The following is a 26,302-nucleotide window of genomic DNA, read 5'->3' as shown; positions in this document are numbered from 1 at the left end:
AAGCAGATAACGACGGAGCATATTTTTTACAAAACCCGCCATAATTTGAATTTGTTTTCCTTAAAATGGCGGCCATGGCCGCCTATCTTGGAACCAGTTTCGCAAACGGAACGAATTGCGAAATTAAACGCCCTCCCAAGGCTTTATCCAAGAGGAAAAACGCATGCCTGCGACATTGATCATCCCCGGCTACAAGGGATCGGAAGCAGGCCACTGGCAGCGCCAATGGTTGCATGACGATCCGTCAGCATTGCTCGTCGAACAGGACGACTGGCACTATCCGGTGCTATCCGACTGGATGCACGCACTCGAAGCCAAACTCGCCGAAAATCCGGGCGCCGTTCTGGTCGCCCATAGTCTCGGCTGCGCACTGGTCGCACATCTGGCCAGCCGACCGTCAGCAGCACATGTGGCGGGCGCCCTTCTCGTTGCACCTGCCGACGCGGAAACTATGGCCCGCAAGGACAGCCGTTTCCAGAGCTTTGCCCCGCTGCCGCGCCATGAGCTGGGCTTCCCTTCCATCGTCGTGGCAAGCCGCAACGATGAATATATGAGCTTTGCCAAAGCTGAAGCCCTTTCGCACGTTTGGGGATCGGGATTTGTCGATCTCGGCCATGCCGGCCATATCAACGTAGCAAGTGGTTTCAGTCGCTGGCCGGAAGGGATTATCCTTGCATCCTCTCTTCACAGAGAACCGGTAGCCAACACGCTTTCCCAAGCAGCGTGACCGTGAGAGCGGTTCCAGTCAAAATGGAACCGCTCCAGCTCTTTTGTATTTAAGCACCTTGCCTGCGTTCAAGCAGAACCTTCAAGACGAGCGTCAGAAGAGCGATCAAAGCGAGCGTCGAAGCCGCAGCGAATGCACCAGCGACATTATAGTCATTGAACAGTAGTTCCACCTGAAGCGGCAGCGTATTGGTCTTGCCTCGGATTGCACCCGAAACGACCGACGTTGCCCCAAACTCTCCCATCACGCGCGCATTGCAAAGCACCGCACCATAGAGCAAAGCCCATTTGATATTGGGCAAGGTGACATAGAAGAAGGTTTGCCAGGCATTGGCGCCAAGCGTCAGAGCCGCTTCTTCTTCATCGCTCCCCTGCACTTCCATCAGCGGAATCAGTTCACGCGCCACGAAAGGTGAAGTGACGAAGAGACTGACAAGGAAGATCGCCGGAACCGTAAACATCACCTTGATGTCATAAGTTTCCAGCAATGGCCCCAGCAAACCTTGCGATCCATACAGGAAGAGATAGGTCACACCGGCCACGATGGGCGAGACTGAAAACGGTATCTCAACGAAAGTGATCAGCAACCGCCGCCCCGGAAAACGGAACTTGGTTACAAGCCAAGCAACACAAACACCGAACGCCATATTGATCGGCACCACGACGATTGCTGTGAGAATGGTCAGCCAGACCGCATGCAATGTATCAGGCTTCAATATTTCACCGAAGAAGACATCGACGCCCTTGCTGAATGCGTAGGAGAAGATAATGGCCAGAGGCGCTCCAATGCAGACCACCGACAAGCCAGCCGCCAGCCAGATCAACAGATTGCGCACCGGTCCGGAATTTCGTGCCTGCAGGCTTGCGCTAGCGTTCGGCATAACGAAGCTGCCTTGCTTGAATGAGATTGGTCACAAGAAGCATCACGAAAGCCGTAACGAGCATCACGAATGCAAGTGCAGCGGCCGCAGGATAGTCATACTCGTCGAGTCGGATGAAAACGAGCAACGACGTCACTTCGGTTTCAAAGGGGAGATTGCCAGAGATAAAGACAATCGAACCAAACTCACCGAGGCTGCGGGCAAAGGAAAGCGACGAGCCTGCAAGGAAAGCTGGAAAGATGGTCGGCCAGATAATGTGTGAGAATGTCTGCCAGGAGCTGGCCCCAAGGCTGCGGGCAGCTTCTTCCACATCAGCACTCATATCTTCAAGCACCGGCTGAACCGTGCGGATAACGAACGGGATGCTGGTGAAAAACATCGCGATCATGATGCCGAGCGGCGCATAAGCAACCTTTATCCCGATCGGTTCAAGGAACCGTCCAAACCAGCCATTTTGGGCAAATAGCGTCACCAATGCCAGACCGGCTATGGCAGTCGGCAGCGCGAAAGGAAGATCGACGGCGGCATCGATCAGACGTTTGCCGGGAAATTCATATCGCGTCAGTACCCAAGCCAGCAGAAGACCGAACAAGCCGTTAAAAACGGTGGCCACTGCGGCTGCGCTCAGGGTGATCTTATAGGTCGCTAGCGCCCGATCTGAAGTCACAATGCTCCAGAAGTCACTCCAGCCAAGACTTGCCGTTTTCAGAATCATGGCCAGCAGTGGCAAGGCCACGATAACAGCCAGATAAAGCAAAGTGCAGCCGAGGGTCAGTCCGAACCCCGGCAGCACAGAATTACGTTTCATGCTTAGAAGCGCCACTGGATTTTTCCAAAAAGCAAGGCGATCCCGTTAGGGATCGCCAGTTGGCTCTGTTTACTTACCAGTGAAGAGCTGATCGAGCACTCCGCCTTCGGCGAAATGTTCCTTCTGCACCTTCTCCCAGCCACCGAAAGCATCTTCAACCGTCACGAGACGCACATCAGGATAGATGTCCTTGTGCTTTGCAATGACATCCTTGTCGTGCACACGGTTGAAGTTCTGAGCCAGAATTTCCTGACCTTCCGGTGAATAGAGATAGTTCAGATAGGCTTCCGCTGTCTTGCGCGATCCACGCTTGTCTACCACCTTGTCGACGACCGTAACGGGAAACTCCGCCAGCAGACTGACTTCTGGGACAACAACATCATACTTGTCCGGTCCGAGAACTTTCTCAGTCCCGCGTGTTTCAGCTTCAAACGTCACCAGCACGTCGCCAATGCCACGTTCGGCAAAAGTCGTCGTTGCTCCACGTCCGCCTGTATCGAAGACGGGAACATTCTTGAAAATCTTTCCGATGAACTCGTGTACCTTCGCCTGATCACCCTTGAACGCCTCGTTCGCGTAAGCCGTCGCAGCAAGAAAAGTATAGCGCGCATTGCCTGAGGTCTTTGGGTTCGGGAAGATCACCTTCACATCGTCACGCGCCAGATCGTCCCAATTCTTGATGTTCTTCGGATTGCCCTCACGAACGAGGAATGCAGGGAGCGAATAGTAAGGCGAGGAGTTGTTAGGAAGCCGCTTCTGCCAGTCCGCGGGAATCAGATTACCCTTGTCATGGAGGACCTGAACGTCGGTCACCTGATTGAAGGTCACCACGTCCGCCTCAAGCCCTTCCAGAATAGAACGCGCCTGCTTGGAGGAGCCAGCATGGGATTGATTGACGGTCAAGTCCTCGCCGGTCTTGGTCTTCCAGTCAGCGATGAAGGCTTGATTGACCTGTTCGTAGAGTTCCCGCGCAATGTCATAGGAAACATTGAGTATTTCCTTCGGCTCCTGTGCCTGAACCGGTGCAGAGCCGAGACCGAGGGCTACCGCCGCATATAGAATAATTTTTCTCATTAGACCCATCCCCACCACGCTGTTTGCGAAAAGCGCTCTAAACTGGATTGTTTTCGGAAAACAAATCTAACGAGAGAAGAGACAAAATCAATCTAAATCATTGATTTAAATATATAAACTACTTTTATCGCCATTCATGGAACCCGTACCCAAACCTCATGCTGGCGTGAGAAAATAATTCTCATCAGGAGCGAAACCATAAAATGAAATGCAAAAAGGCAGGAGACCTCCGTCTCCTGCCTTCATAACTTTCTTAGACTCTGGACTTACCAGAAACCGCGATGCTGCCAGCACCAGAGAAAGTTATGCTCGCCACGCTCCAGCCGACTACGGCGGCGGGCTGCAATCTCTTCCGCATTCAACTTCATCTCACTCCAAGGCCGCTCCAGAAAGCCCGGAACACGCAAAACCGTATTCTTCATTTTCGTAGCGAGCAGCTGAACGGTTCGCTTCATGCCTGGCCTCCTCATTGCCTTACGCTCAAATATCATCGCGTTTTCGCCGCAACAATGAACGATAGGTTAATTTTGAAGGCTTCTCGGCTTTTGTCAATAACCCACTTATTTTATCGGAGTTAACTGCGTGAAATAATTTGCGAGCCAGACCAAACAACCCGCAAATTCATTCCTGTTAAACCTCATAGTCGGATGAGGGGACAATGCGTACCTTGCCGATATGACGACCATTCATCGACTCAATCTTGAACTCCAGGCCATCGGCAACGAAGCTTTCTCCACCCAAAGGCAGGTGTCCGAGATGCCAGAGAACATAGCCAGCAAGGGTAGTATAACGGTCACCGTCATCCAGAAGGTCGCGTTCCAGAAGGCCGCTTAACCGGCGAATATCGGTAAAGCCGTCTACAAGATAACCACCCTGCCCGTCCGACTGCGCGACAGCCGCCTCTTCGTCTTCATCCGGGAACTCACCAGCAATGGCTTCCAGAACGTCGGTCGGCGTCACGACACCTTCGAAAGAGCCATGCTCATCGACGACGACTGCGATCTGGACAGGTGAATTACGCAACTGCTCCATAACGCGCAGCACGTTTGCATTTTCATGCACGACAAGCGGCTGCTTTACGATCTTGTCCCAGTCGACAGGCTTCTTGTCACCAATGTCGAGCAAAAGGTCCCGGACCAACGCCACACCGATGAACTCGTCCACCTGACGGCGCGCGACGATGACGCGAGAATGTGACAGCTCCCGAATGGCCGCATCAAGTTCTGCTTCGTCTTCATCGAGGTCAAGCCACTCGATCTCGTTGCGCGGCGACATGATGGAACGCACAGGTCGATCAGCCAGATCAAGAACGCCGCGGATCATTTCCTTTTCTTCCGGCAGGAAGACATCACTGGCCGCTGTCTGCTGGGCAATCACGTCAACCGTGTCGGAAAGCGGGCTTTCGCCGCGACTGCCACCGAGTAGACGCAGGACGGCACCCGCAGTGCGCTCTCGCAGATCGTTGGTCGTGACCAGCTTTTCGCGATTGTGTCGCGACATCTGGTTGGCCGCTTCGATCAACACCGAGAAGCCGATCGCCGCATAAAGATATCCCTTTGGAATATGGAAGCCGAAACCCTCCACGACCAGACTGAAACCGATCATCATCAGGAAGCCAAGACACAGGATGACAACGGTGGGGTGTTTGTTGACAAAATCCATCAGCGGCTTGGAAGCAAGCATCATCACGCCGATGGCGATAATGACAGCAATCATCATGACCGGCAGATGCTGAACCATGCCCACAGCCGTGATGACACTATCCAGCGAGAACACGGCATCAAGCACGACAATCTGAACGATCACCTGCCAGAACACAGCATGTACGACCTTGGAACTCTTAGGCCCATGATCACCCTCCAGCCGCTCATGCAGCTCCATCGTGCCCTTGGCAAGGAGAAACAGACCACCAATTAGCATGATGATGTCTCGGCCCGAGAAAGACATTCCCATCAGCGAAACCAATGGCTCACGGAGGGTGACGATCCAGGAAATCGACGCCAGCAACACCAGACGCATCAAAAGAGCCAGAGTAAGGCCGATAAGTCGCGCGCGATTACGTTGGTGTGGGGGCAGTTTGTCGGCCAGAATGGCAATAAAGACGAGATTGTCGATACCGAGAACAATCTCGAGCACCACCAATGTCACCAAACCTATCCAGGCATTGGGGTCGGCAATCCAGTCCATGGACCAGTCCATGATGTGTCGGCTCCTTTAAAGATCAGCAGAAATGGAAATTGGGAAATTCGTCGCAACAGCTTTGTGACCGGGCTGCATTTGTGCAGTCCAGTCTCTTCCGGGCGCAGTCTATCGGGAATTGTTCAATGCGCTGGAAGCCCGAACACCCCTCCGGGGAATTCGGACTTCGAGAAGACGAATCGTCAGAACTGTCGTCGGGCATAAAGCGCGATGAACCTTATATGAGGTGTCGCGAGGCCTGAATCCTCAGCCACACCGGTTGCCACATGGAACATATGGTCTGTTATTATGCAGACCGAAGCCTGTAGCACAAGAGGTCGATTATTCGGCTGGAGAGACCTGAACGCGGCGCTTACGCTCCCGACGTGGACGAGCTTTGAAAAAGCGCACACCGATAACCGTCGCAATGATGGTGACGATAGTGATTCCGATCACGAACCAGAACATGTGATCGCCATCCATTCTGGCGAAAACGCCTGCTCCACGACCTGCCAGCCAGCCCGGAAGGAACATCAGCGGAGCCCATACAAGCGCGGAGAGGACATTGGCTGTCTGGAAGCGCGTCTGATCCATAGACATCATACCGGCAACCATCGGCACGGTACAGCGCACGGGGCCGAAGAAACGACCAAGGAACACTGCAGAAAAACCATAGCGACGGAAGAGAAGGCGTGCACGCGCCACACCGCTGCGGTGCTTGTTGAGCGGCCACTTGTGAATAATATTGCGGCCCAGCCACCAGCCCAGGAAATAGGAGATGATATCGCCAATCACTGCGCCGATAATCGCACCGATTATAACGGGAATGGGTTCGATGATTCCGGCACCCACGAGGCCGCCAATAGCGATCATGATCGGCGTAGCTGGAATGAACATTCCTATAATGGCGAGAGATTCGCCGAAGGCGATAACGCCCACGATAGGCCCAGCCCATGCCCGATGATCGGAAATAAACTGTCCGAGATCGCCTATTATACTTTCCATTCCGTCCTCAAATGTCGCGAACCGGATTTTGAAACGATATGAGCCGTTTCTGTTTTCTTCGGCAAGGGCAACCCGGTGCATAAAGCGCCTTGCTCTGACAAATCTTAGGGGCGGCGCCGGTGTCCGTGACTTCAGAACCACTACCAACCGATCAAGTCTTTTATATGCCGTAGTTTCTCAGACAAGCATCAATAATTGATGACATGGCTGCGACATTTGCAGCGTGACTCTACTCCCTGAACGAAACCTCCCCACCGCACGTATTAGTCCAGCATCGGCGAATATGGAGCCGCAGGGTTCCGCTTACAACGCCGAAAACGTGAAAAAATGAATCAAATCAAGAATCTCTCATTTTTGATTCTCAAAAGAGCGACCAGAAAACACAACCAGAATGCACATACCCTGAAAAAGACACCGGTAACGCGCAGATATGGATTTTCGGAAGGCCCGCATTTCCGGGCTTTTTACGCAAGCTGTTATTTTTTTCAGAAATTTTGCAGTTGGAGGCTGGACAGGTGGAAAAGAGGCCGTTATAGAACCGCTCACTTCACCGGGGCCGCTGCCTCGGCAAAGCGAGTGGGTGATTAGCTCAGTTGGTAGAGCAGCTGACTCTTAATCAGCGGGTCGTAGGTTCGATCCCTACATCACCCACCATTTTCTCTTCTGAAAACAAACGCTTCCGCTGATAACTGATCCTGATGGATCAGAAAAATTCTTCTCGCCCGAACGAATATGTGTCTCAGTGCCTGCGGATGATTTTTCGCTTTGGAGAATGCTTCAGCTCTGGTTTGCTCATACACTCCCCAATACATTACCGATAATTAATTGGCATATTCATATGCGGTTCATCTAAAAAGACAGACATTACTCGCACGCCTTTTAGCGGCGCCCCTGTAAAGAGTAATGGAGTCAAATTGCCATGAAATCGAAGACCGCATTTATCGCTGTAATTGCAACATCTTTGCTTGCTGTACCCGCACTGGCACAAGAAAATAGCAGTGCAAATACTGATAAACCGGCAGCAGAGACGGCCGTTGCCCCAAACAAGGACATGAAGGGCAAGCGTGGCCCTGTCGACCTTGATAAATTCTCACGCATGGATGACCTCAAGGCCGCCGATACCGATGGCGACGGCGTACTTTCTCGCGCCGAAATCGAAGCACTGGCACTCAAGCGCATCGTGAGCCGGGCAGCTGACCGCATGGAGCGTCGCCTCGACGTCAATGGTGATGGCAAGGTTACGCTTGCGGAAGTGGAAAATCAGCGCAAGAAGGAATTCGCTGCACTGGATCGAAATGAGGATGGCAAAATCGATCGTAGCGAAATGCGCGCCGCGAAGATGCATCACCAAGCCAGAGGCTCTCACCACAAAGGTCCACATCATATGGGCAACCACAAAGGTGGTGAGCACAAAGGCTCGATGAAGGATCAGGCAGAGAAGCCACAGGAATAAAGCTGAAATAAAAAAAACCCGGGCTCAATGCCCGGGTTTTTCATACACCGATGTCAATTTAACCGTTCAAGAGCGGATGACACCCTTCTTGAAAATGATATTGCCATAAAGCCGCTTCTCACCGGTCCGAATGATCGCGAACGCATCGCGAGCGCGGTGATAAAAAGCAAATCTTTCAACTGGATCGACGGAAATCTTTCGCCCTTCAGCCTTTTCTATGACCGATTCAAATTCCTTGAAAATCGCCGGCGTTTCATTGGGCGCCTGCATGACGGCGGCTGGCTTGTCGACAAAATCGTCCAAAGGCAACAGCGACAACACAGCCTCGGCCATATCCGTTGCAGTGATCCCCGGAAAGTCCAGCACGTGGACACCAGAGGACTGCGCCGGATAATTGGCATCAACAATCACGAGATCGTCTCCGTGCCCCATATCGGCAAGAACCTCGAGCAGCGAGCCGGTCAGCAATGGATTGATATTCTTCAACATAAGACGTCAGTTCCTATAAAAATTCTGTCGCCTCACACTAAACAACTCGCTTTCAGAATCGCAAGGTCCAAGTGTTGGAAGGTGACCGGTCTTATCTCGTGGTCGGGTCCAGCTTGTCGCGTAGCCAATCACCCACAAAGCTGATCGACAGCGTCGTGAACATGATCACAAATGACGGCGCGAGCATGATCCACGGTGCGCGAGTGAGATATTCGCGACCATAACCAACCATATTACCAAGGCTGGTCATCGGCGGCTGCACACCGAGGCCCAGAAACGAGAGGCTGCTTTCAAGGAGAATAATCTCCGGGAATGTCAGCGTCATCGAGACGATTAGCGTTGAAGCAATGTTCGGGAGGATGTGTTTGAGATACACTCGCGACGGCGTAGCGCCGAGCTGGGTAACCGCTGCTGCATAACCCTGTGCATTCGCTGAGACAGCCAGCCCACGCGCGATACGGGCATAACGTTCCCAGCCGTAGAAGCCCATCAGGCAGGTCAGCAAAAGAAGCGAGCTTCCGAAAAATGCCAGCACGGCAAGAGACAAAATCAGGAATGGCAACGCCGCCTGAAAATCAGCCAGCATGACCACAACCTGCTCCACCGCGCCTCGAAAATAAGCTGCGAGAAAACCGAGTGTCGTCCCGAACACCGCTGAAATGATCGTCGCACCAAACGCGATGAGCAGCGAAATGCGAATGGATTCGATAAGGCGTGAAAGCACGTCACGTCCCAGCTCATCGGTACCCAGCCAATGCTGTGCGTTCCCCGGCAGTGCGAGGCGGTTTTTCAGGTCAAAGGCTGTGATGTTGTAGGGTTTTATCCAGTCCGCAGTCAGCGCAATCAGGATCATTGCGGCGATCCAGATAAAGCCGATGATAACCATCAGCGGAATGCTTTTACGGCTCTTTTTCGGTTGCGTGGAAACAGTGGCAGTATTGGCGGTCATATCCGTCATCGGTTCAGCCTCACGCCTTGCCCTGCGCCTGACGCAGACGCGGATCGAGATAACCATAGAGAAGATCAACAATGAAATTGGAGATCACCATCGTCGCGGCCACGAGAAGCAATATGCATTGCACGATAGCAAGATCGCGATTGGCTACCGAAACCACGAGCAGTCTGCCCACGCCTGGCCAAGAAAAGAGCGATTCAACCACCACCGCACCTGCAATCAGCGATCCGACCATAAATCCGACGATAGTGACAATCGGAATGGCCGCGTTAGGCAGTGCATGACGCCAGACAACATTTCGCCAGGACACACCTTTGGCGCTCGCCGTGCGAATATAGGGCTGCCCCAGAATCTCGATCATTGCGCTGCGGGAGAACCGCGCCAGAATGGCCGCGCCGCCGAGCCCCATGGTGATTATGGGTAGAATGGCATGCATCCAGCTGTCCTGCCCGCCCGAGGGCAACCAGCCCAACGAAACCGAGAACACCAGCACGAGCAACAAGCCAAGTACAAAACTCGGTAAAGTGAAGCCGATGACGGCAGTAGCCATGACAGCCCGGTCTATGAAGCTGTTGCGATGCAACGCAGCATAAATTCCGGCCGGAATGCCAAGCCCAAGTTTGATCAACAATGCCGGTATCGTAAGTTGAAGCGTCGCGGGAATGCGCTCGGTCACCAGTGCGATTGCAGATTGACCATCGCGCATCGATATCCCAAGATCGCCGCGCACAATAGCGCCGAAATAGCGCAAATATTGCTGCCAGAGCGGATCATCGAGCCCCCAGTTCTTCCGGAAGGCAGCTATCGCTTCCGGTGGCGCGTCCGGTCCCATGATGATCTGGGCCGGATCACCGGACATACGCAAAACGACGAAAGCGAATGTCACCACAAGAAGAATGGTCACAAATGCGCGAACCCCGCGAACCATCAAAAATCTAAGCATGAATATTGTCCGTCTGCAGGCTTCCTGCAAAATGGCAGGCCACTTTGCGTCCCGCTGGCATGTCGAGAAGTTCAGGTGTCTCGCTGCTGCAGCGCGGAGCCGCGAAACGGCAACGGGGGTGAAACGCACAGCCATTAGGTCGCGCGGCAGGGTTCGGCGGCTCTCCCTGCAGGATGATGCGATTACTGAGAGGAATTCCAACGACAGGGACACTGGACACCAGCGCCTGCGTGTAGGGGTGAAGCGGTTTGGCAAAAATCTCGTCCGAGGACGCCTCTTCGACGATCCGGCCCAGATACATGACCGCAACACGATCCGAAATATTGCGTACCACCTTCAGATCATGGCTGATGAAAACCATGGCGATGCCTTCGCGTTCCTGCAAATCGCGCAAAAGATTCACAACCTGCGCCTGAATGGAAACATCCAGCGCCGATACAGGTTCGTCGCAAACAATGAGTTGCGGCTTGCATGCGATGGCGCGTGCAATGACGACACGCTGGCGCTGCCCGCCTGAAAGCTCATGCGGATAGCGCGAAGCCTGATCGGGACGAAGGCCGACCGCTCGCATCAGCTCTGCAACACGCGCTTTCTGCTCAGCAGCGATTCCAATTCCGTGAATCTCCAGTGGCTCAGCAATCTGACGGCCAATCGGCAACCGTCGGTCCAAAGCTGCCAGAGGGTCCTGATAGACAAGCTGCATACGCGCCCGCAAAGCGCGCCAGCTTGCGGTTTTCTGGCGAGGTAGGGCTGAACCTTCAAACGTCACCTCTCCCTCGCTGGGATCTTCCAGACCGAGAAGCAGCCGCCCGGTCGTGGATTTACCCGAACCGGACTCGCCAACAATGCCCAGTGTTGTCGCCGGAGCGACCGATATGGAAAGCCCGTCGACCGCGCGCACCGCGACCGGTTTTGCGAACGGACCTTTGCGCGATGTGTAGGTTTTGACAAGGTCGCGAGCTTCGATGAGAGCGGCTGTCATTGTGCTATTGCCCTTGTGCTCGCCGGGGTTGAAATATGGCCGCCGATGGACGGCAGCAAATACGACGCGGCCGAATAGGGATGAAAACAGGCGACCATACGCCCCTCACCGGCATCGTCCTGCGGAACACCGAGTCTGGGGAGGCTTCGCGCGCAGAGATCATTCGCGCTCAAGCAGCGTGGCGAAAATGCGCAACCTTGCGGAAGCTTGCCCGGCTCAGGAACTGTGCCCTCAATGGGGATCAGACGATTGCGCCCGCTATCAAGGTTCGGAATGGAATCGAACAGGCCGTGCGTATAAGGATGGCGCGGAGCAGCAAAGAGTGCTTCGGTCCGGGCCTGTTCAACGATACGCCCGGCATACATGACGGAAACACGTTCGCAAATTTGCGACACTGCACCAAGATCATGGCTGATAAAGACCACAGCCATGCCGGTTTCCGCACGCAATGCAGCCAATAGATCAAGAATTTGAGCCTGAATCGTAGCATCAAGTGCTGTCGTGGGCTCATCCGCGATAAGGATATCAGGATTGCCCGCCAGCGCCATGGCAATCATCAAACGCTGGTTCTGGCCACCGGAAAATTCGTGCGGATAATTATCGATGCGGCGACGGGCATCGGGTATTCCCACCAGTTCCATCAATCGCAAAACTTCTGATCGGGCTGCAGGTCCTCTCAAATTGCGATGAAGCCGCACGGCCTCCTCAATCTGGCGCCCGACCCGAATAACCGGATTTAGGGAACTCGATGGATCCTGAAAGATCATCGCAATACGGCCACCCCGAACACCTTCGAGCGTGCTGCGCGATGCGGTCAGCAATTCTGTTCCTTCAAGGAGAACACTACCGGAGATCGACGCCTTTTTCGGCAAGAGACCGAGCGCTGCCAGCCAGGTGACAGACTTGCCGCAGCCGGACTCCCCGACTAATCCGACAGCTTCGCCTCGCTCAATCGAAAGGTCGATACCATGCAGAACCGGTACGCCATCAAAGGCCACTTTGAGATTGGAAATTTCGACCAGCGGCATCATGCAATCCTTCTGGTTCATTCACAGTCGCGGGGTTTGAAACCCCAAAGGAAAAGCGAGCCCGATTGAACCGGGCTCGCCTCTACAAATGGATCAGGCCCAGTTGTTTTTGCGGAAGTCCATCGCGAAAGCGGGCGCCGCCTTCCACTTCAATGACTTCGGCTTGGCGGTGAAAGTCGCGTTCTGGTGGAGGACGGTGTAGGCTGGATCTTCACGTTCGCAGATTTCCAGCATCCGCTTGAATGCTTCCTTGCGCTTGGCGTGATCCGTGCTCGTTTCCATAATGACGGAAAGCTTGTTCGCCTCCTCATTCGTCCATTCACCAACCTGTTGCTGCTGACCGTTCGGACCATGCTGGCTGACGATAGACGAAACCGGATCGTTGAACGGTGCGGAGTTGGACCAGTCGCGTACGGCACGCCCCGGGCTCTTCTCCAGAACCTGCTGCCAGTTTTCCTGCATCTGAATTTCGACGTTCAGCCCCACCTGGTTCCACATCTCCACAAGGATCTGCGCGGTTGGGGTCTGGTTCGTGTAGTAGTTGTTGAGCAGGCGGTAAGGGATGGCATCGCCCTTGTAACCGGCTTCCTTCAGAAGCTGCTTGGCGAGATCCGGGTTATATTCCGGAACACTCCAGCCCTGAACGAACATATCGCCATAGTAGTCCCACTGGAGACCAGCCGGAACGACCGTACGACCGGCCCACAACGAATCCACGATCGCCTGACGGTCGATCGCATGGGTAAATGCGCGACGCACCAACGGATTTTCCAGCTGCGGATGGAACTTGTCGAACACAGTTAGACGGTGGTTGAGGATCGTACCGCCCTGAACCTCGAAAGCGTCATTCTTTTCGATACCTTCGATCTGATCCGGTGGAATATCGCAGGCAAACTGATATTCGCCCGAGAGCAGACCATTGATGCGGGAGGCAACTTCCGGCACCTCGATGAAACGGATTTGCTTCAGCGGTGGGCGTCCACCCCAATATTCGTCGTGAGCTTCGAGCACCAACATGTTGTCCGGCTTGAACTCGACAACCTTGTAGGGCCCGGTGGTAACCGGCTTGCGCGCCCAGTCGAGATAGCTAGGCGACTCTTCCCAGCCACGACGACTCATAATCTGGCTGCCGTAACGGGAGATACGGCCTTCCATGGTGACGTCTGGCGTACCGTTCTTGAAGCGCACCGTGTATTTGTCGACAATTTCGACACCCAGCAAGGCTGGCCAGGAACGACGGGCCGTCGCTGGCACTTCAAGCGGCAGTTCCTTGCTTTCACGACCGAGCGGATTTTTCTCCGTGACGTAAATCGTCTTGCCTTCGGCTGGTTGCGTGTCGCCAAACATGCGCTCCTTGCCAAAAGTGAAGGCAACGTCTTCGGCGGTCATCTCATCGCCATTGTGGAACTTCACCCCCTGACGGAGCTTTAGCTCAACCGTCTTGTCATCGATGCGGGTCCATTCGGTCGCAAGACCAGGCACAGCCGAAAGACCGCCCAGCCAGTCGCGGTCGATCAACGCCTCCCAGATACTGGAAAAGAAAACGCGTTCGCCGACATTCGACTGTTCGCGAAGAACGTCGAGCGTGTTGCTGTTTGCCACCTTCTGCACAGCAATAGTGATCGATGGGCGATTGTCAGCCTGTGCGATTGCAAATCGCGGCAGGACGAGCGAACCGGCGGCACCGGCTGAAAGGCCAAGCATCCCGCGTCGGGTCAGATTGATCATTTGGTTGCTCCTGAGATCAATGGTTGCGCGTTGTCAGCCCTTGCGGGCCGGATCTGTAATGGGTCAGTGTCCGGTCGGCATGAGACAGCCGCCACGACAAAGCCTTCTGGGCGTAGTCGCGAACGAGAGCCGCATAAGCGGGGTCTTCAGCCAGGTTGTTGAATTCGTGCGGGTCCGCCTTCAAATCGAAGAACAGCGGCGGCAGGGCCGCAAAATGCACGTACTTGTAGTTTTCGTCCTCGATCACACAGAGGCTGCAATCATCCTGGGAGAGCTGTACCGAGTTCTGCGGCTGATCGTAGAAGACGTCGCGGAAATCGAACTCGTAATGCAATTCTGTGCGCCAGTCGGCGGGTTTCCCCTCACCCAGAAACGGCAGCAGCGAACGCCCGTCGCAAGCGCGCGGCGTTTCCCCGCCGAGCCATTCGAGGATGGTTGGCATGACATCGATGCTTTCGGAAAACCCATCTTCGATCTGGCCAGCGTGCCGGTTCTCTCCCGCATCCTTTATAACCAAAGGAATACGGAAACTTTCGTCGTTGTAGCCGATCTTGCCGAGCAGATGATGATCGCCGAGCTGCTCGCCATGGTCGCTGGTGAAGATGATTAGTGTGTCGTCCCACTGACCAGTTTCATCAAGGTAAGCGAAGACCCGCCCCAGACAATCGTCGATTTCCGTAATCAGGCCGCAATAGGTGGCGCGCATCTGGCGAATCTCGCCTTCGTCCAGCGTTGCGCCGGAGCCTTCCGCCCCATGGAAAAACGAACCACGCCTGATATGATCGATATAGTGCTTCATAAGCGGGTGCTGTGCCGCTTCGGCGTCCGGACTTTCCGCGCGAACCGGCGCAGGCATATCTTCGGCCTTGTACATCGCATGATAAGGCGCGGAAGCGACGAATGGCGGGTGCGGGCGGTAGTAACCGAGATGCAGGAAGAAGGGCTTGCCGTCCCTGCCCTTCAGATATGTCAGCGCACGTTCGGTGAAGAATGTAGAATCCGAGAATTCCTTCGGGATACGCGACGGTTTGTCGGTAGCACCGGGAACGGAATGCTCACCTTCTGGCAGCCAGATATCTTCCCGGTTCTCCGGCAGTTCAAAACCGTTCTGCGCCACCCAGCCGAAATATCCGTCCATATTGGGTTCGAATGCGCCCACTGAGCGAAACCCGTCCATGATATCGCCAAGAACCGTGAAACGCGGATCTCTTGGGGACGTCGAACGCGGGTCAGGCGTCGTCGTCGTGTAACCAATGAGCGCGGGATCATAGCCGATGGCGCGGAGGGCTTTGCCGAGGTTCAAATGGCGCTGATCAAGCGGAACAGTGTTCTGCACTGCCCGATGGTTCATCAGGTAAAGGCCAGTAAGCAGGCTTGCCCTTGCTGGTCCACATGGCACACAGGTTGTGACGTGGTTGCGGAAGGTCAAGCCTTCCCGGCAAAGGCGATCAAGATTGGGAGTTTTGAGGAAGGGGTCGCACCCCTCCGCCCGCATCAGGTGGGGGATAAAATCTGCTCGCCATTGATCAACGACGATAAGCAGGACATTTTTTCTGGTCATGTTGGCCTCGTTATTTCCGAGGCTTACTAGGACCCTTATATATCAAGGGCATGACCCTTGTGTAATGTTTTGGTGAAGCTCTGATTACAGAAACGCCGGCCAAAGGCCGGCGTTTCGCTCAGATCAGCGGAATAGTCGATCATTCCGCCTTGGCTTCGATATCGACCTTGTCGAGCAGCAAGGTCGGATCCTGCGATGCAGCTACCATTTCGAGAGCGCCAATGCCTTTTTCGGCTTTCGACTTGACAGTCAGCTCGAAAATATTCGGCTTAGCCAGGAACGTCGAAAACGCCGTCGCAACATCCTGCAACTGTGGCTGCTCCGCTGCCAGCTCTTGCAGAGCGGCTGCAGCCATCAGAGACATCGTGCCGCGTACTTCGTCTTCCGACATATCTTTTTCTTCGGCATAAATTTTGATCGCGTTGGCGATAATGCCCTTTTCCTCAACCTTCAGGTTTACCTGCTTGGCCTTGAGCCCGAGCAGAGCGACCTGCATCATCACCTTATCGCCAGAGAAGAATTCCTTCGTCAGGCCGCCCATCAAACCAGACATGGATACGGAACCCATATCCTTACCGCTGATCGAAATGTCCTTGATGATCAGATCCTGATTTGCCTCATCCCAGCTTGCTTCGAAGTTTGAAGACATGGTGAGACTATCATAGCCAAGCTTCCGAAGCTGCTGGTAGAATTCGTCATCAGCCTGTGTCGGCACTTTGATCGACATGTCTTCGTACGCGACGCGCACATCGGTCGGAATACCGTTGTAAGGCTTGTTGAGAGCGACTTCATAGCTCTTCATGGCAAACTGAATGCGTTCAGGCAGCGAAGGAACCGACGATTCTTCGGTTGCAGCCTGCTCTCCCTCATCCGCATTTTCCTCGCCTGCGTCCACATCTTCAGACTTTTCGTATGGCAGATCGGCGTCGATCCCCACTACCCGAAGCGTGCCGAATTCCGGAAGCATGGTCGTGAAAGGGAAGTTTTCAACTTCGTCCTCATTCAGCGCCGCAAACTTCTTCAAGGCTTCGACTGAAGTCGCCCAGGAGAAGCCCTTCAAGGAAGCTTCCTCCATCTTCATGTAGTCCTGACCTTCGGAGAAGGCCAAGCCTTTGATGGTCGCATCCATCTTCTGATTGTCGAAAGCAACTGCGACGCGTTCGATACCGCCCTTGCCTTTCGATGCATCAGTTGGCTCGATCTTCATGCCGAGCATTTCGACATCGCCCTTACCGATCGTGTCGAACAGGGAACTCAACTGAAGAATAAGCTCGCGCGTCTCTTCCTGTGAAAGTTCGTCCGCATTTTCGAGAGACTGGAGCTTCTCCAAGGTTTCGGTGAACGGTACGGCGGGCATACGAGCCGTGAAACCGTTGCTGCGAATCTCATCGTAGCTGAAGTTCGCATCCTTCGTCTTCATGACGATGTTCTTCGCCGAAAACGGGCCATAGACCGGCTTTGCTTCCTTATCGTCCGGGCCTGCCTTTTCGGTATAGAGGCGGGCGAGGAAGACACCATCAATGTCTTTGCCCTCTGCGGCACCCATGGTGCCTGTCATCTTGTCCGTGACTTTTTCGCCGTCTTCACCCGGCACTTGGATCGTGAAGTCGAAAATCGTGCCGCCCGCCGTATAACGAGCAACCTTACCGAGGTTGATATCTTCCAGCGCAACGTCTTTATAGACGATGTTCTGTTCGTTATTCGCGACTGTCTGGACAACCTTGATTTCCTGCGCAGTCAGGCGCTTTGCCGAGAAACGACCAACGCGTTCCGGCAGCGTCAGACCACTATTGCCGAAAGTATCCTTCAGCATGGCTGTATCGAAATTAGCGTCTTCGATTGCCACGCTTGGAATGGAAATCTTGTAGTTTCCGATCTCCGTATCAATGCCCGACGCATTCAACATGCCGGTCAGGAACAGAAACTTGGGGCGACCGTCAACCGAAGCGATACGAACGTTGGAGCCATCCTTCAACGGCAACGTCACGTCGCGCAGATGAATACGTCCGAGAAAGTCGGCTTCGACGGAAGATGCTTTGCCGCCACGCTTCTCAAGCTGCGACGTGATCGTCTTCTCAAGTGTGATCTTGTATCCGGTCAAACCGGCGGCAGCGATAGCGATTACCGCAACTGCCGCCCACAGCGCCTTGCGCCCACCCTTACGGGTTCCGTTCTTTGCCTGCTCCACGATGCTGGTCCTTTCAGCGCAAATTAAAACGGTGTCTGTGCAAGCCATTGCCAGAACGAATTCGCTGACGAAAGGGAGGTTTCGACATCGCGTAAATACGGCTGAAACAACTGCTTAAAACACACAGCCTGAATCGGTCAGGCAGACAGATGCTCTAACTACCTGAAATTGCAAGCGCAAGCAGGATCGTAAAAGTTCCTCACAATATTTTTGGGCTTTCTCAAGCAATACTCGAACACGGCAACACAAAAATCATTGGTAATTTCAACGAAATACCTTCCGCGCCATTTCAGCTATTGAACCGGTTACTATCCCGTTCATTCAAACACACAGATACTATCAAACGCTCAAAGCGGCTGATCGGGATGCGGAGATGAACCGTAAGCGCCCCAAATGGATTGATCGAAATTCACGATAGCGCCAGTCATCAAGCCGGATTCTTCCGAAGCCAAAAATACTATCGCGCGGGCAACTTCGACTGGTTCAATCAGCCTTCCGAAAGGCTGGCTCTTAGCCGCTTCATCCAGCCAGTTCTCCGGCGCATTGTGAAACTCGCGTTGGATACGGTCTTCGCCGTCTGATGCCATCCAGCCAATATTCAGGCTATTGATGCGAATACGATTGCGCAAAACCGAATAGGCTACGTTGCGGGTCAGTGTGTCCAACGCCCCCTTGGAAGCGCAATAGGCTGCAATGAAAGGCTGGCCGCCCATGGACGACATCGAAGAAATATTGACAATCGTTCCCTCGATCTTGTCGCGCCGGAACAGCTCTATCGCTTCTTGAATGAGGAAGAATGGCGCTCGTGTATTCACCGCAAACAAACGGTCGAACAATTCCGGGCTCGTATCCAGAATAGTGCCCCGATCCGTCAAACCAGCAGCGTTTACGAGAACGTCAAGCCTTCCAAAAACACGGTCGGCTTCCGAAACGATCCTGCGGCAGTCTTCCACCTTCTCAAGATCAGCCTGCACGAAGACCGCTTTGGCTCCGAGATTTGCTAACTGATCGACTTGCGCTAGCCCTTTTTCAACCGAACGCCCGCATATAACGAGACCTTTGGCGCCTCTCTCTGCAAACAGTTTCGCAGTTGCTGCGCCAAGCCCTTGCGTGCTTCCGGTAATGACGGCAACTTTGCCATTGAATTGTCCGTTCATTCTACGCTCCGAAAATCCCGGTCAGACCCGACCGCCCAGTTCAGCAGTCAGGTCGGCGAGTTCCTGCCCACCTGCCATGAGGCTTTGCAATTCGTCCATGTCCACATCGTTCTTCGTTCGCGTTCCAAGCGTTATCCCGCGATTGAGAACTGTGAATTTGTCACCGACCGCATGAGCATGACGGACATTGTGCGTAATGAAGATCACACCCAGCCCGCGTGAGCGCACCAGATTGATGTATTTGAGAACCATCGCCGTTTGCCGGACCCCCAGCGCGGAGGTCGGTTCATCGAGGATCAGCACTTTCGCGCCGAAGTAGACGGCGCGGGCAATCGCCACACACTGCCGCTCACCGCCGGAAAGCGTTCCGACAGCCTGCTGCGGGTCACGGACATCGATCCCGATCTTGCGCATCTCCTCACGCGTAACTTCTTCCGCCTGCTGCGTATCGAACCAGCGTATTGGGCCGATGCCCTTGGTCGGTTCCCGTCCCAGAAAGAAATTCCGCATGACCGACATTAGCGGGATCATCGCAAGATCCTGATAAACTGTCGCAATCCCATGATCGAGCGCATCGCGCGGACTGTTGAAGGTGACGGGCTTTCCTTCGACCAGAAAGTCGCCGCTGGTCGGCTTGTGCACGCCAGAAAGCGTCTTGATCAGCGTTGATTTACCGGCACCATTGTCGCCAAGCAGGCAATGGACCTGCCCCGGCTCGACACTCAGCGAGACGCCGTTCAACGCTATGACGGGGCCGAAATGTTTAACGAGATTGCGAACTTCGATGATGGGTGTCGTCATGGCAAATCTCCCTCTCAGCGCTCGCCGGTCGCACGCTTGCGAATGAAATTGTTGAAGAGCACCGCGATCAGAAGCATTCCTCCCAGGAAGACCAAATACCAGTCCTGATCGATCTGGGTATAGGTCAGCCCGATCAGAACCATGCCGAAGATGATCGCGCCGAAGAACGCACCAATTGCAGAACCATAACCGCCGGTCAGCAGACAGCCGCCAATGACTGCAGCGATAATCGCCTCGAACTCCTTCTGGAAGCCACGGCGCGCATCGGTTGAACCGGCATCCAGAACGGTAAGAATAGCCACCAATGCCGCAGCCATTGCCGTGCACATGAATAGCGTTGTCTTGACGCGACGGACAGGAACACCGGAATTGCGTGCAGCCAGAGCATCACCGCCGGCCGCGAAAATCCAGTTGCCAAAGCGTGTGCGTACCAGCACATAGGTTGCAATAAGTGCGATGGCGATGAACCACAGAACCTCGACCGGCACGCCTTTTACCGAAGGCTCACCATTGGGAAATTTGTCAATCAGATCGTTTTCAGCCATCCAGGCGAAAAGTCCCTGAAAAGCATCGCCGGAAAACAGGCCTGCCAGATAACTGCCCGCTACAGCTTCCTTCACGCCACGCAGCTGCGTAGCGCCACCTGTTGCCCATTTCAGCCCGACCAGCGACAGACCACGCAAAATGAACAGGAATGCGAGCGTCACAATAAATGATGGCAATCCAGTACGGATAACAATCTGCGCATTCACCATCCCCACGAAAGCGGCGAACAGCAGCGTGACGATGATGGCGACACCGAGCGGCACCTGCCAGACGACCAGAGCAGCGGCAAAGATCAGGCCTGCAAAAGCTACCATCGAGCCGATAGACAGGTCGAATTCACCACCGATCATAAGAAGCGCTGCGGCGACTGCCAGAATGCCGAGCTGCGAAGCAGGAGCCATGAAGTTCATGATGCCGGCAGCAGTAAACATCGCCGGATTGGCAACTGAAACGAAAAAGACCGTAATTAGGATCAGGCCGGATACCGCTCCTAATTCCGGTCGGCTCAGGAGCCGTTGCATTGGGCTCGCCGACTGAAGCCGCTCATCCTTCGATAGCGCCGCTGTGTTGGCCTTTTCATGGGGAAGTGGCTCACTCATGATCTTCTCCTGATGCATTCTGGGCACAGAGACCCGTTCCCGCCCATTTTCATGGGCGGGTTCGATATCAGATAGTCGAAACAATGCTTACCGGATGCCCTTGGCCGAAAGTTCCACGACCTGCTTGGCCTTGTCCTTGGTGATCAGGTTCGGGCCCGATGGAACATTACCGCCCGGCATCAAACCGTACTTTGCATTAAGCGCGAGGAACGAGACCGGAAGGTAGCCTTGCAGGAACTGCTGCTGGTCGATGGCGAAGTCCGCCTGTCCCTTTTCAACAGCTTCCAGGAAGCCAGCCGACATGTCGAACGTCGCAACGTGGATTCCGCTGCGACCGCTTTCGGCAGCGGCTTTCACAGCCGGTTCTCCTGCAAGTGTCGCATTGAGCGTCAGGATTGTGTCGACGGCAGCATCAGATGCCAGAGCAGCGCGAACCTTGGCTTCGTTTTCAGCAGGATCGGTCGATGTCGGCAGAACCGTTACATCACCAAAGCCCTCCTTGAAGCCTGCGCAGCGCTGATCGAGCGAGACGTTACCCACTTCCTGGTTGACGCAAATGCCCTTCTTGCCGCCAGCATTCTTCAATGCTTCGCCTGCTACCTTACCGGCATCGAACTCATCCTGACCGACATGCAGCAGAGCGCCAAGCTTCTTCGAGGCATCGGAACCGGAATTCATGGAAATGACGGGAATACCGGCTGCTACAGCACGCTGGATCGATGGTCCAAGCGCATCCGCATCTGGAATGGAAACCACAATACCCTGCGGCTTCTGATTGATCGCCGCATCGATAAGCTGGGCCATCTGCACCATGTCAAAGGTTTCCGGTGCACGATAATCGACCTTTGCGCCCGTATCCTTTGCCGCTTCGGCGACGCCGTTCTTGACGACAGACCAGAACGGATCCGATGCCTGACCGTGACTGACGACAACGATATTAATATCGGCCGCGTGGGCTGCGAAAGACGCAGCCAGCAACGCCACCCCGGCCACTGCCGATTTCAATAGAGATTGCATGTTCACTCCTCCCTTGTCCGGCACTCCCCGCCGGTTTGCGTTAACGCTTTACCTTCCGCCTGCTGTATTCCGGCGCTCCTCCAAGCGTTTTACCCGTGAATACATGCAGATCGTGGATCTTTTCAATAGAATGAAACATTCATAACAAATTCTCGTAGAATTATAATTCCATTTCTGGTAGCTCATGTCAATCGCATAAGCTGCCGACGATATGCTTATTTCCCAAAGGAGTTGCGCAGCACCAAACGCTTCGACCATCGTTTCTGGAGGAATGACAATGGCTGATAGAGCTGAGGTTGTGGTGGCGGGCTTGATCGGGTCCGGCTTCATGGGCAAGACGCACGCCCTTGCGCTCGCTAACGTCAATCGCGTTTTCGACCTACCTATCGATGTGCAGCTTCACACATTGGCCGATGTGAATTCTGAAACGGCGTCAAAAGCCGCAAAACAACTGGGATTTGCAAATGCCACTGGAGATTGGCGGGAATTGATCACCAACCCGGATATCAATCTCATCGACATCACGACGCCAAACCGGTTTCACAAGGAGATGGCGCTCGCCGCCATTGAAGCGGGCAAACACGTTTATTGCGAAAAGCCGCTTGCACCCACCGCTGCCGAGTGCCTCGAAATGACGCTCGCCGCAGAACGGCGAGGTGTTCAGACAGCCGTTGGGTTCAACTATCTGAAAAACCCTATGATAAAACTGGCCAAGGAAATCATCGACAGCGGAGAGCTAGGTGAAATTCGCAGTTTTCGCGGTATTCATGCCGAAGATTTCATGGCCGATGCCCGCATTCCGTGGACCTGGCGGCTCTATCCGGCAGGTGGGGGCGGAGCATTAGCCGATATCGGCAGTCACATCATTGCCGCCGCGCGCTATCTCGTTGGGCCGATAACAACGGTCATGGGAGACGCCGTCACCATCATCAATGAACGCCCAGATAGTTTGAACCTTTCGCAGATGAAACCCGTGGAAACAGACGATGTCTGCCGCGCTTTCGTGCGTTTTGAAAACGGGGCAACGGGCACAATCGAAGCGAGCTGGATCGCCAGCGGTCGCAAGATGCAGCACGACTTCGAAATTTCCGGATCGAAAGGCTCCCTCTTCTTTTCACAGGAACGCTTCAATGAGCTCGACCTGTTTCTCTTTTCCGACAAAAAAGGACAACAAGGCTTTCGCAAGATCTTTGCTGGCCCCGAACACGAACCCTATGGCGCATTTTGCGTAGCGGGCGGCCACCAGATCGGCTTCAACGATCTCAAGACGATCGAAGTTCGCGACTTCCTGTTGGCCATTGCGGGGCAGAAGACCAATCACGCCGACTTCCGCGAGGGTTACGAAGTCCAGAAGGCTGTAGAAACCATCTACGCCTCTTCCCGCGAGCATCGGTGGAAAAATGTCTAGTGGTCTGATTCCGACATTTGTATCCCTCGGATATGAGCGCTGAGCAAATGTCGGAATCAAAAAGACCACTAGTAACTTTATGAATCTAGTGGATTTTTCGAATTTGACGTTTGAAACGAAATTTATATCGGACGGGTATCAAACGTCAAATTCAATCCACTAGCCAATACGTGAGGTCGGATGGACGATGAACTCGCCATCCACCGTCATGATTTTCGCTCGAATACCATAGACGTCGTGCAGCAACTGTGGCGTGAGAACTTTCGTTGGCTCCCCATCTGCAACGATACGTCCCTTGTCGAGCAAAATAAGGCGCGTGCAATGCTGTGCCGCAAGGCTCAGCTCATGCAATGAGGCGACAACAGTCCTCCCCTCTTTTGCAAGTTCGGCAAAACTTTCCATCAATCCAAGCTGATGAGAAGGGTCGAGCCCGGCCACCGGCTCATCGGCGAGTATTACGGGCGTATCCTGCGCCAGAACGCGCGCAATCAGCACGCGTGCCCGTTCTCCGCCGGAAAGCTCGATCGCCGACCGTTCCCGAAATCGGGTAACATCCATACGCTGCATTGCGGTCTCGATGAGCATTTTATCCTGTGCGCTCATGCTCGCAAAAACCGGCTTCAAGGCGGAGCGTCCCAAAGAAACAAGCATCTCCACGGATACCGGCCACGCGACATCACGCTCCTGCGGCAGATAAGCGAGGTTCTGTGCTTTTGTCGAAGCGCTCATGTGGCGCACATCGCCTGTGTCGAGCGAAATTTCCCCGCTGGACCTCACAAGTCCCAAAATGGCGCGCAACAATGTCGTCTTGCCAGCACCGTTAGGTCCGATCAGTCCGATGAATTCACCACCATGCATATCGAAACTTGCCTCGCTGAGTACTGCCTTCCCGCCAAGCGTAACGGAAAGATTCTTTATCGAAAGCGATGTCATACGAGTTGCCTCCGATACTTGAACACAAGCCACAGAAAGAATGGTGCGCCAATGATTGCCGTCAGGACGCCCAGTTTCAGTTCACGTCCCGGCATGACGATGCGCACCAACACATCAGCAGCCAACAATAGGGCAGCCCCGCCGAAACCGCTGGCAACCAGCAATCGTGACGGACGTGCACCGACAAGCGGTCGCAGAAGATGAGGAACCACCAGTCCCACAAAACCGATTGCACCGGCAACAGCGGTGGAAGCACCCACGCAGGCCGCTGTGCCCAGCACGGCAAAAAGCTGCACACGAGCCAGATTGACGCCCATCGTTGCCGCAGCATCAGCCCCCAGTGTCAGACTGTCGAGTGATCGCCCGAGTGCCAGAAGCATCGCCCAGCCAACAAGGATGAATGGTGCGGCGAGAGCCACATGCGTCATCGATCTGTCGGCCAGTGAACCGAGCATCCAGAAGACGATCTCCATTGCAGCAAAGGGGTTAGGTGACAGGTTGAGCGCCAGCGCCGTCAATGCACCGGCGAGACTGGTCACCGCGACACCGGCCAATATGACCGCAAGCGTACCAGCATTGCGCCCCGCCAGAAGCTTGACGAGAAACACCGACACAAAGGCACCTGCAAGCGCGAGGAGCGGCAAAGCCAGCGGGAACAGAAGCGAGAGACCGCTATAAATAGCAATAACAGCACCGAATGACGCGGATGCACTCACACCAAGCAGGCCGGGTTCCGCAAGTGGATTGCGCAGGTAACCCTGCAAGGCAGCACCGGACAAACCAAGAGAAGCGCCGATGAGGAGCGCGAGCAGTGCCCGCGGCAGGCGGATTTCGCGCATGACCAGTACGATCATCTCGCTGTCATCGCCGAAAAGCGCCCTGAGGCTGTCGGTCATACCGATCGCAGCAGGCCCCGTCAGCAACGAAACGATGAAAAGCAAAGCCACAAGCATGGCCAGTCCGACGAGCAGAAGATAGAAGCGGTTCCGTTCAGTCACGCGCCGCCTCCGCAAGTTCTGCCACAGCTTCGACGCTGAATGGCCCACCGCAAACCGTCAGATTATCCGCTATCGTCACCGCCCTCGCCTGTTTTTCAAGCACTCGCAACGCCGGATGTTCGAAATTCTCGAAAGCCAGCGCAGGCGCGCGATCTCTTGAACTACGCACCAGAATATCCGGCTTCTCGAGCACCAGCTTTTCCAGCGGCAGCAGAGCTGAACCGCTGACCCCCGCCTTGTCGGCCAGATTATCAAGTCCGGCAAGACGCACAGCCTCATCGACCAGCGTTCCCCGACCGGATGTGTAACTGTTGGCATAATAAAGCGCGACTGTCTTGCGACGGGTCGGAGGTTGGATTGCCGCCAGAGCGGTTTTCATTTTGTCGATTTCCCGGTCGGCTTCCGCCTGTCTTCCAAGCACCTCACCCATGCGACGCAGATGATCTTCTATATCGCCGAACGTGCGGGCGGGCGCGAACTCTTCCACACGGATACCCAGTCTGCGCAACAGCTCAACCGTTGCTCTCGACGAGAATGTGCCCGCCAGCACGAGATCAGGTTTCATCAGAAAGACTTCTTCTGCCTGCGCATGGTTGACCGGAAGCTCCCAGGCTTTCACAGCCATGACGGATAGTTCCGGGTCCTGCGACAAGTAAGAAACCGATCGCAACTGGCCCTCATTAGCCAGCAACAATGCCAGCTGATCGGTGCATACATTAATGGAAACGACGTGATGGGGAATGTCCCCCGCGTCTGCCGAATTTCGAACGAATAGGGCCAGCCCCGCCGCGAGGCAGAAGCTGGTGATCCATTTTGCGGATGCCCTTTTCATTCTCTGTTCAGC

The 26,302-nt window shown here is 54.5% G+C and carries 24 protein-coding genes and 1 tRNA gene; 4 read left to right on the top strand and 21 right to left on the bottom strand.

Annotated elements, in window-relative coordinates; all coding sequences use genetic code 11:
• Nucleotides 1-163: 163 nt before the first annotated feature.
• Nucleotides 164-727 carry an alpha/beta hydrolase gene (locus tag FG152_RS19100; protein WP_010659818.1) on the top strand — a complete coding sequence of 188 codons (564 nt, stop codon included), beginning with the start codon at nucleotides 164-166 and terminating at the stop codon, nucleotides 725-727.
• Between the two features lie 49 nt (nucleotides 728-776).
• Here FG152_RS19100 and cysW read toward each other — a convergent pair whose 3' ends face one another.
• From cysW to FG152_RS19070, 6 genes are all read right to left on the bottom strand, one after another.
• Nucleotides 777-1,607, bottom strand: a complete 831-nt coding sequence (gene cysW, locus FG152_RS19095; RefSeq protein ID WP_010659817.1) for a sulfate ABC transporter permease subunit CysW — start codon at nucleotides 1,605-1,607, stop codon at nucleotides 777-779.
• The gene (gene cysT, locus FG152_RS19090) at nucleotides 1,594-2,415 is read right to left on the bottom strand and encodes a sulfate ABC transporter permease subunit CysT (protein ID WP_010659816.1); all 822 of its coding nucleotides are present in this window, start codon (nucleotides 2,413-2,415) and stop codon (nucleotides 1,594-1,596) included. Before cysT ends, cysW begins: the two co-directional genes overlap by 14 nt.
• A 69-nt stretch (nucleotides 2,416-2,484) precedes the next feature.
• Nucleotides 2,485-3,489 carry a sulfate ABC transporter substrate-binding protein gene (locus FG152_RS19085; RefSeq protein WP_498987980.1) on the bottom strand — a complete coding sequence of 335 codons (1,005 nt, stop codon included), beginning with the start codon at nucleotides 3,487-3,489 and terminating at the stop codon, nucleotides 2,485-2,487.
• A gap of 266 nt (nucleotides 3,490-3,755) precedes the next feature.
• The gene (locus FG152_RS19080; protein WP_010659814.1) at nucleotides 3,756-3,944 is read right to left on the bottom strand and encodes a hypothetical protein; all 189 of its coding nucleotides are present in this window, start codon (nucleotides 3,942-3,944) and stop codon (nucleotides 3,756-3,758) included.
• 175 nt (nucleotides 3,945-4,119) lie between these two features.
• On the bottom strand, nucleotides 4,120-5,688 hold the full coding sequence (locus FG152_RS19075) for a TerC family protein (protein ID WP_010659813.1): 1,569 nt from the start codon (nucleotides 5,686-5,688) through the stop codon (nucleotides 4,120-4,122).
• Between the two features lie 321 nt (nucleotides 5,689-6,009).
• Nucleotides 6,010-6,672, bottom strand: a complete 663-nt coding sequence (locus FG152_RS19070) for a DedA family protein (RefSeq protein WP_010659812.1) — start codon at nucleotides 6,670-6,672, stop codon at nucleotides 6,010-6,012.
• A gap of 578 nt (nucleotides 6,673-7,250) precedes the next feature.
• Between FG152_RS19070 and FG152_RS19065 the strand changes: the two genes are divergently transcribed.
• Both FG152_RS19065 and FG152_RS19060 read left to right on the top strand, forming a co-directional pair.
• Nucleotides 7,251-7,326 (top strand) — tRNA-Lys (locus FG152_RS19065).
• A gap of 265 nt (nucleotides 7,327-7,591) precedes the next feature.
• Nucleotides 7,592-8,125 (top strand): EF-hand domain-containing protein, encoded by a 534-nt coding sequence (locus FG152_RS19060; RefSeq protein WP_010659811.1) that lies wholly within the window; start codon nucleotides 7,592-7,594, stop codon nucleotides 8,123-8,125.
• Between the two features lie 66 nt (nucleotides 8,126-8,191).
• Here the strand turns inward: FG152_RS19060 and FG152_RS19055 are convergent, their stop codons facing one another.
• From FG152_RS19055 to FG152_RS19000, 12 genes are all read right to left on the bottom strand, one after another.
• On the bottom strand, nucleotides 8,192-8,614 hold the full coding sequence (locus FG152_RS19055; RefSeq protein WP_010659810.1) for an RbsD/FucU family protein: 423 nt from the start codon (nucleotides 8,612-8,614) through the stop codon (nucleotides 8,192-8,194).
• A 91-nt stretch (nucleotides 8,615-8,705) separates the two neighbouring features.
• Complete coding sequence (locus FG152_RS19050) at nucleotides 8,706-9,572, bottom strand: ABC transporter permease (protein WP_010659809.1); 867 nt, start codon at nucleotides 9,570-9,572, stop codon at nucleotides 8,706-8,708.
• A gap of 10 nt (nucleotides 9,573-9,582) precedes the next feature.
• A complete protein-coding gene (locus tag FG152_RS19045; RefSeq protein WP_010659808.1) occupies nucleotides 9,583-10,512 on the bottom strand; it encodes an ABC transporter permease in 930 nt (309 codons plus the stop codon).
• A complete protein-coding gene (locus FG152_RS19040; RefSeq protein WP_498987975.1) occupies nucleotides 10,505-11,494 on the bottom strand; it encodes an ABC transporter ATP-binding protein in 990 nt (329 codons plus the stop codon). Before FG152_RS19040 ends, FG152_RS19045 begins: the two co-directional genes overlap by 8 nt.
• Nucleotides 11,491-12,525, bottom strand: a complete 1,035-nt coding sequence (locus tag FG152_RS19035; RefSeq protein WP_010659806.1) for an ABC transporter ATP-binding protein — start codon at nucleotides 12,523-12,525, stop codon at nucleotides 11,491-11,493. Before FG152_RS19035 ends, FG152_RS19040 begins: the two co-directional genes overlap by 4 nt.
• Nucleotides 12,526-12,615: 90 nt before the next feature.
• A complete protein-coding gene (locus tag FG152_RS19030; RefSeq protein ID WP_010659805.1) occupies nucleotides 12,616-14,250 on the bottom strand; it encodes an ABC transporter substrate-binding protein in 1,635 nt (544 codons plus the stop codon).
• A gap of 16 nt (nucleotides 14,251-14,266) precedes the next feature.
• Nucleotides 14,267-15,811 carry a phosphoric/sulfuric ester hydrolase PehA gene (pehA, locus tag FG152_RS19025; RefSeq protein WP_029376076.1) on the bottom strand — a complete coding sequence of 515 codons (1,545 nt, stop codon included), beginning with the start codon at nucleotides 15,809-15,811 and terminating at the stop codon, nucleotides 14,267-14,269.
• A 139-nt stretch (nucleotides 15,812-15,950) separates the two neighbouring features.
• The gene (locus FG152_RS19020) at nucleotides 15,951-17,999 is read right to left on the bottom strand and encodes an aq_1923 C-terminal domain (protein WP_010659802.1); all 2,049 of its coding nucleotides are present in this window, start codon (nucleotides 17,997-17,999) and stop codon (nucleotides 15,951-15,953) included.
• A 347-nt stretch (nucleotides 18,000-18,346) separates the two neighbouring features.
• Entirely contained in the window at nucleotides 18,347-19,156 is an 810-nt protein-coding gene (locus tag FG152_RS19015; protein ID WP_010659801.1) for an SDR family oxidoreductase, read from the bottom strand.
• Between the two features lie 21 nt (nucleotides 19,157-19,177).
• Complete coding sequence (locus FG152_RS19010; protein WP_010659800.1) at nucleotides 19,178-19,957, bottom strand: ATP-binding cassette domain-containing protein; 780 nt, start codon at nucleotides 19,955-19,957, stop codon at nucleotides 19,178-19,180.
• A gap of 14 nt (nucleotides 19,958-19,971) precedes the next feature.
• Entirely contained in the window at nucleotides 19,972-21,102 is a 1,131-nt protein-coding gene (locus FG152_RS19005; protein WP_010659799.1) for an ABC transporter permease, read from the bottom strand.
• 87 nt (nucleotides 21,103-21,189) lie between these two features.
• A complete protein-coding gene (locus FG152_RS19000; RefSeq protein WP_012091817.1) occupies nucleotides 21,190-22,119 on the bottom strand; it encodes a sugar ABC transporter substrate-binding protein in 930 nt (309 codons plus the stop codon).
• Between the two features lie 277 nt (nucleotides 22,120-22,396).
• Between FG152_RS19000 and FG152_RS18995 the strand changes: the two genes are divergently transcribed.
• Nucleotides 22,397-23,527, top strand: a complete 1,131-nt coding sequence (locus FG152_RS18995) for a Gfo/Idh/MocA family protein (protein ID WP_010659797.1) — start codon at nucleotides 22,397-22,399, stop codon at nucleotides 23,525-23,527.
• 159 nt (nucleotides 23,528-23,686) lie between these two features.
• Here FG152_RS18995 and FG152_RS18990 read toward each other — a convergent pair whose 3' ends face one another.
• From FG152_RS18990 to FG152_RS18980, 3 genes are read right to left on the bottom strand one after another with little or no spacing between them, the layout of a single operon-like run.
• The gene (locus FG152_RS18990) at nucleotides 23,687-24,460 is read right to left on the bottom strand and encodes an ABC transporter ATP-binding protein (protein ID WP_010659796.1); all 774 of its coding nucleotides are present in this window, start codon (nucleotides 24,458-24,460) and stop codon (nucleotides 23,687-23,689) included.
• Nucleotides 24,457-25,458 (bottom strand): FecCD family ABC transporter permease, encoded by a 1,002-nt coding sequence (locus FG152_RS18985; protein WP_010659795.1) that lies wholly within the window; start codon nucleotides 25,456-25,458, stop codon nucleotides 24,457-24,459. Before FG152_RS18985 ends, FG152_RS18990 begins: the two co-directional genes overlap by 4 nt.
• Nucleotides 25,451-26,290: an ABC transporter substrate-binding protein gene (locus FG152_RS18980; RefSeq protein WP_010659794.1), complete on the bottom strand. Its 840-nt coding sequence runs from the start codon at nucleotides 26,288-26,290 to the stop codon at nucleotides 25,451-25,453. The genes FG152_RS18985 and FG152_RS18980 overlap by 8 nt, the downstream gene beginning before the upstream one ends.
• Between the last annotated feature and the right edge of the window lie 12 nt (nucleotides 26,291-26,302).

This window comes from Ochrobactrum sp. XJ1, assembly GCF_024701725.1.
Taxonomy (GTDB): domain Bacteria; phylum Pseudomonadota; class Alphaproteobacteria; order Rhizobiales; family Rhizobiaceae; genus Brucella; species Brucella anthropi.
Note: the sequence above shows the minus strand (reverse complement) of the source record. Positions and strands in the feature narration are given on the sequence as shown.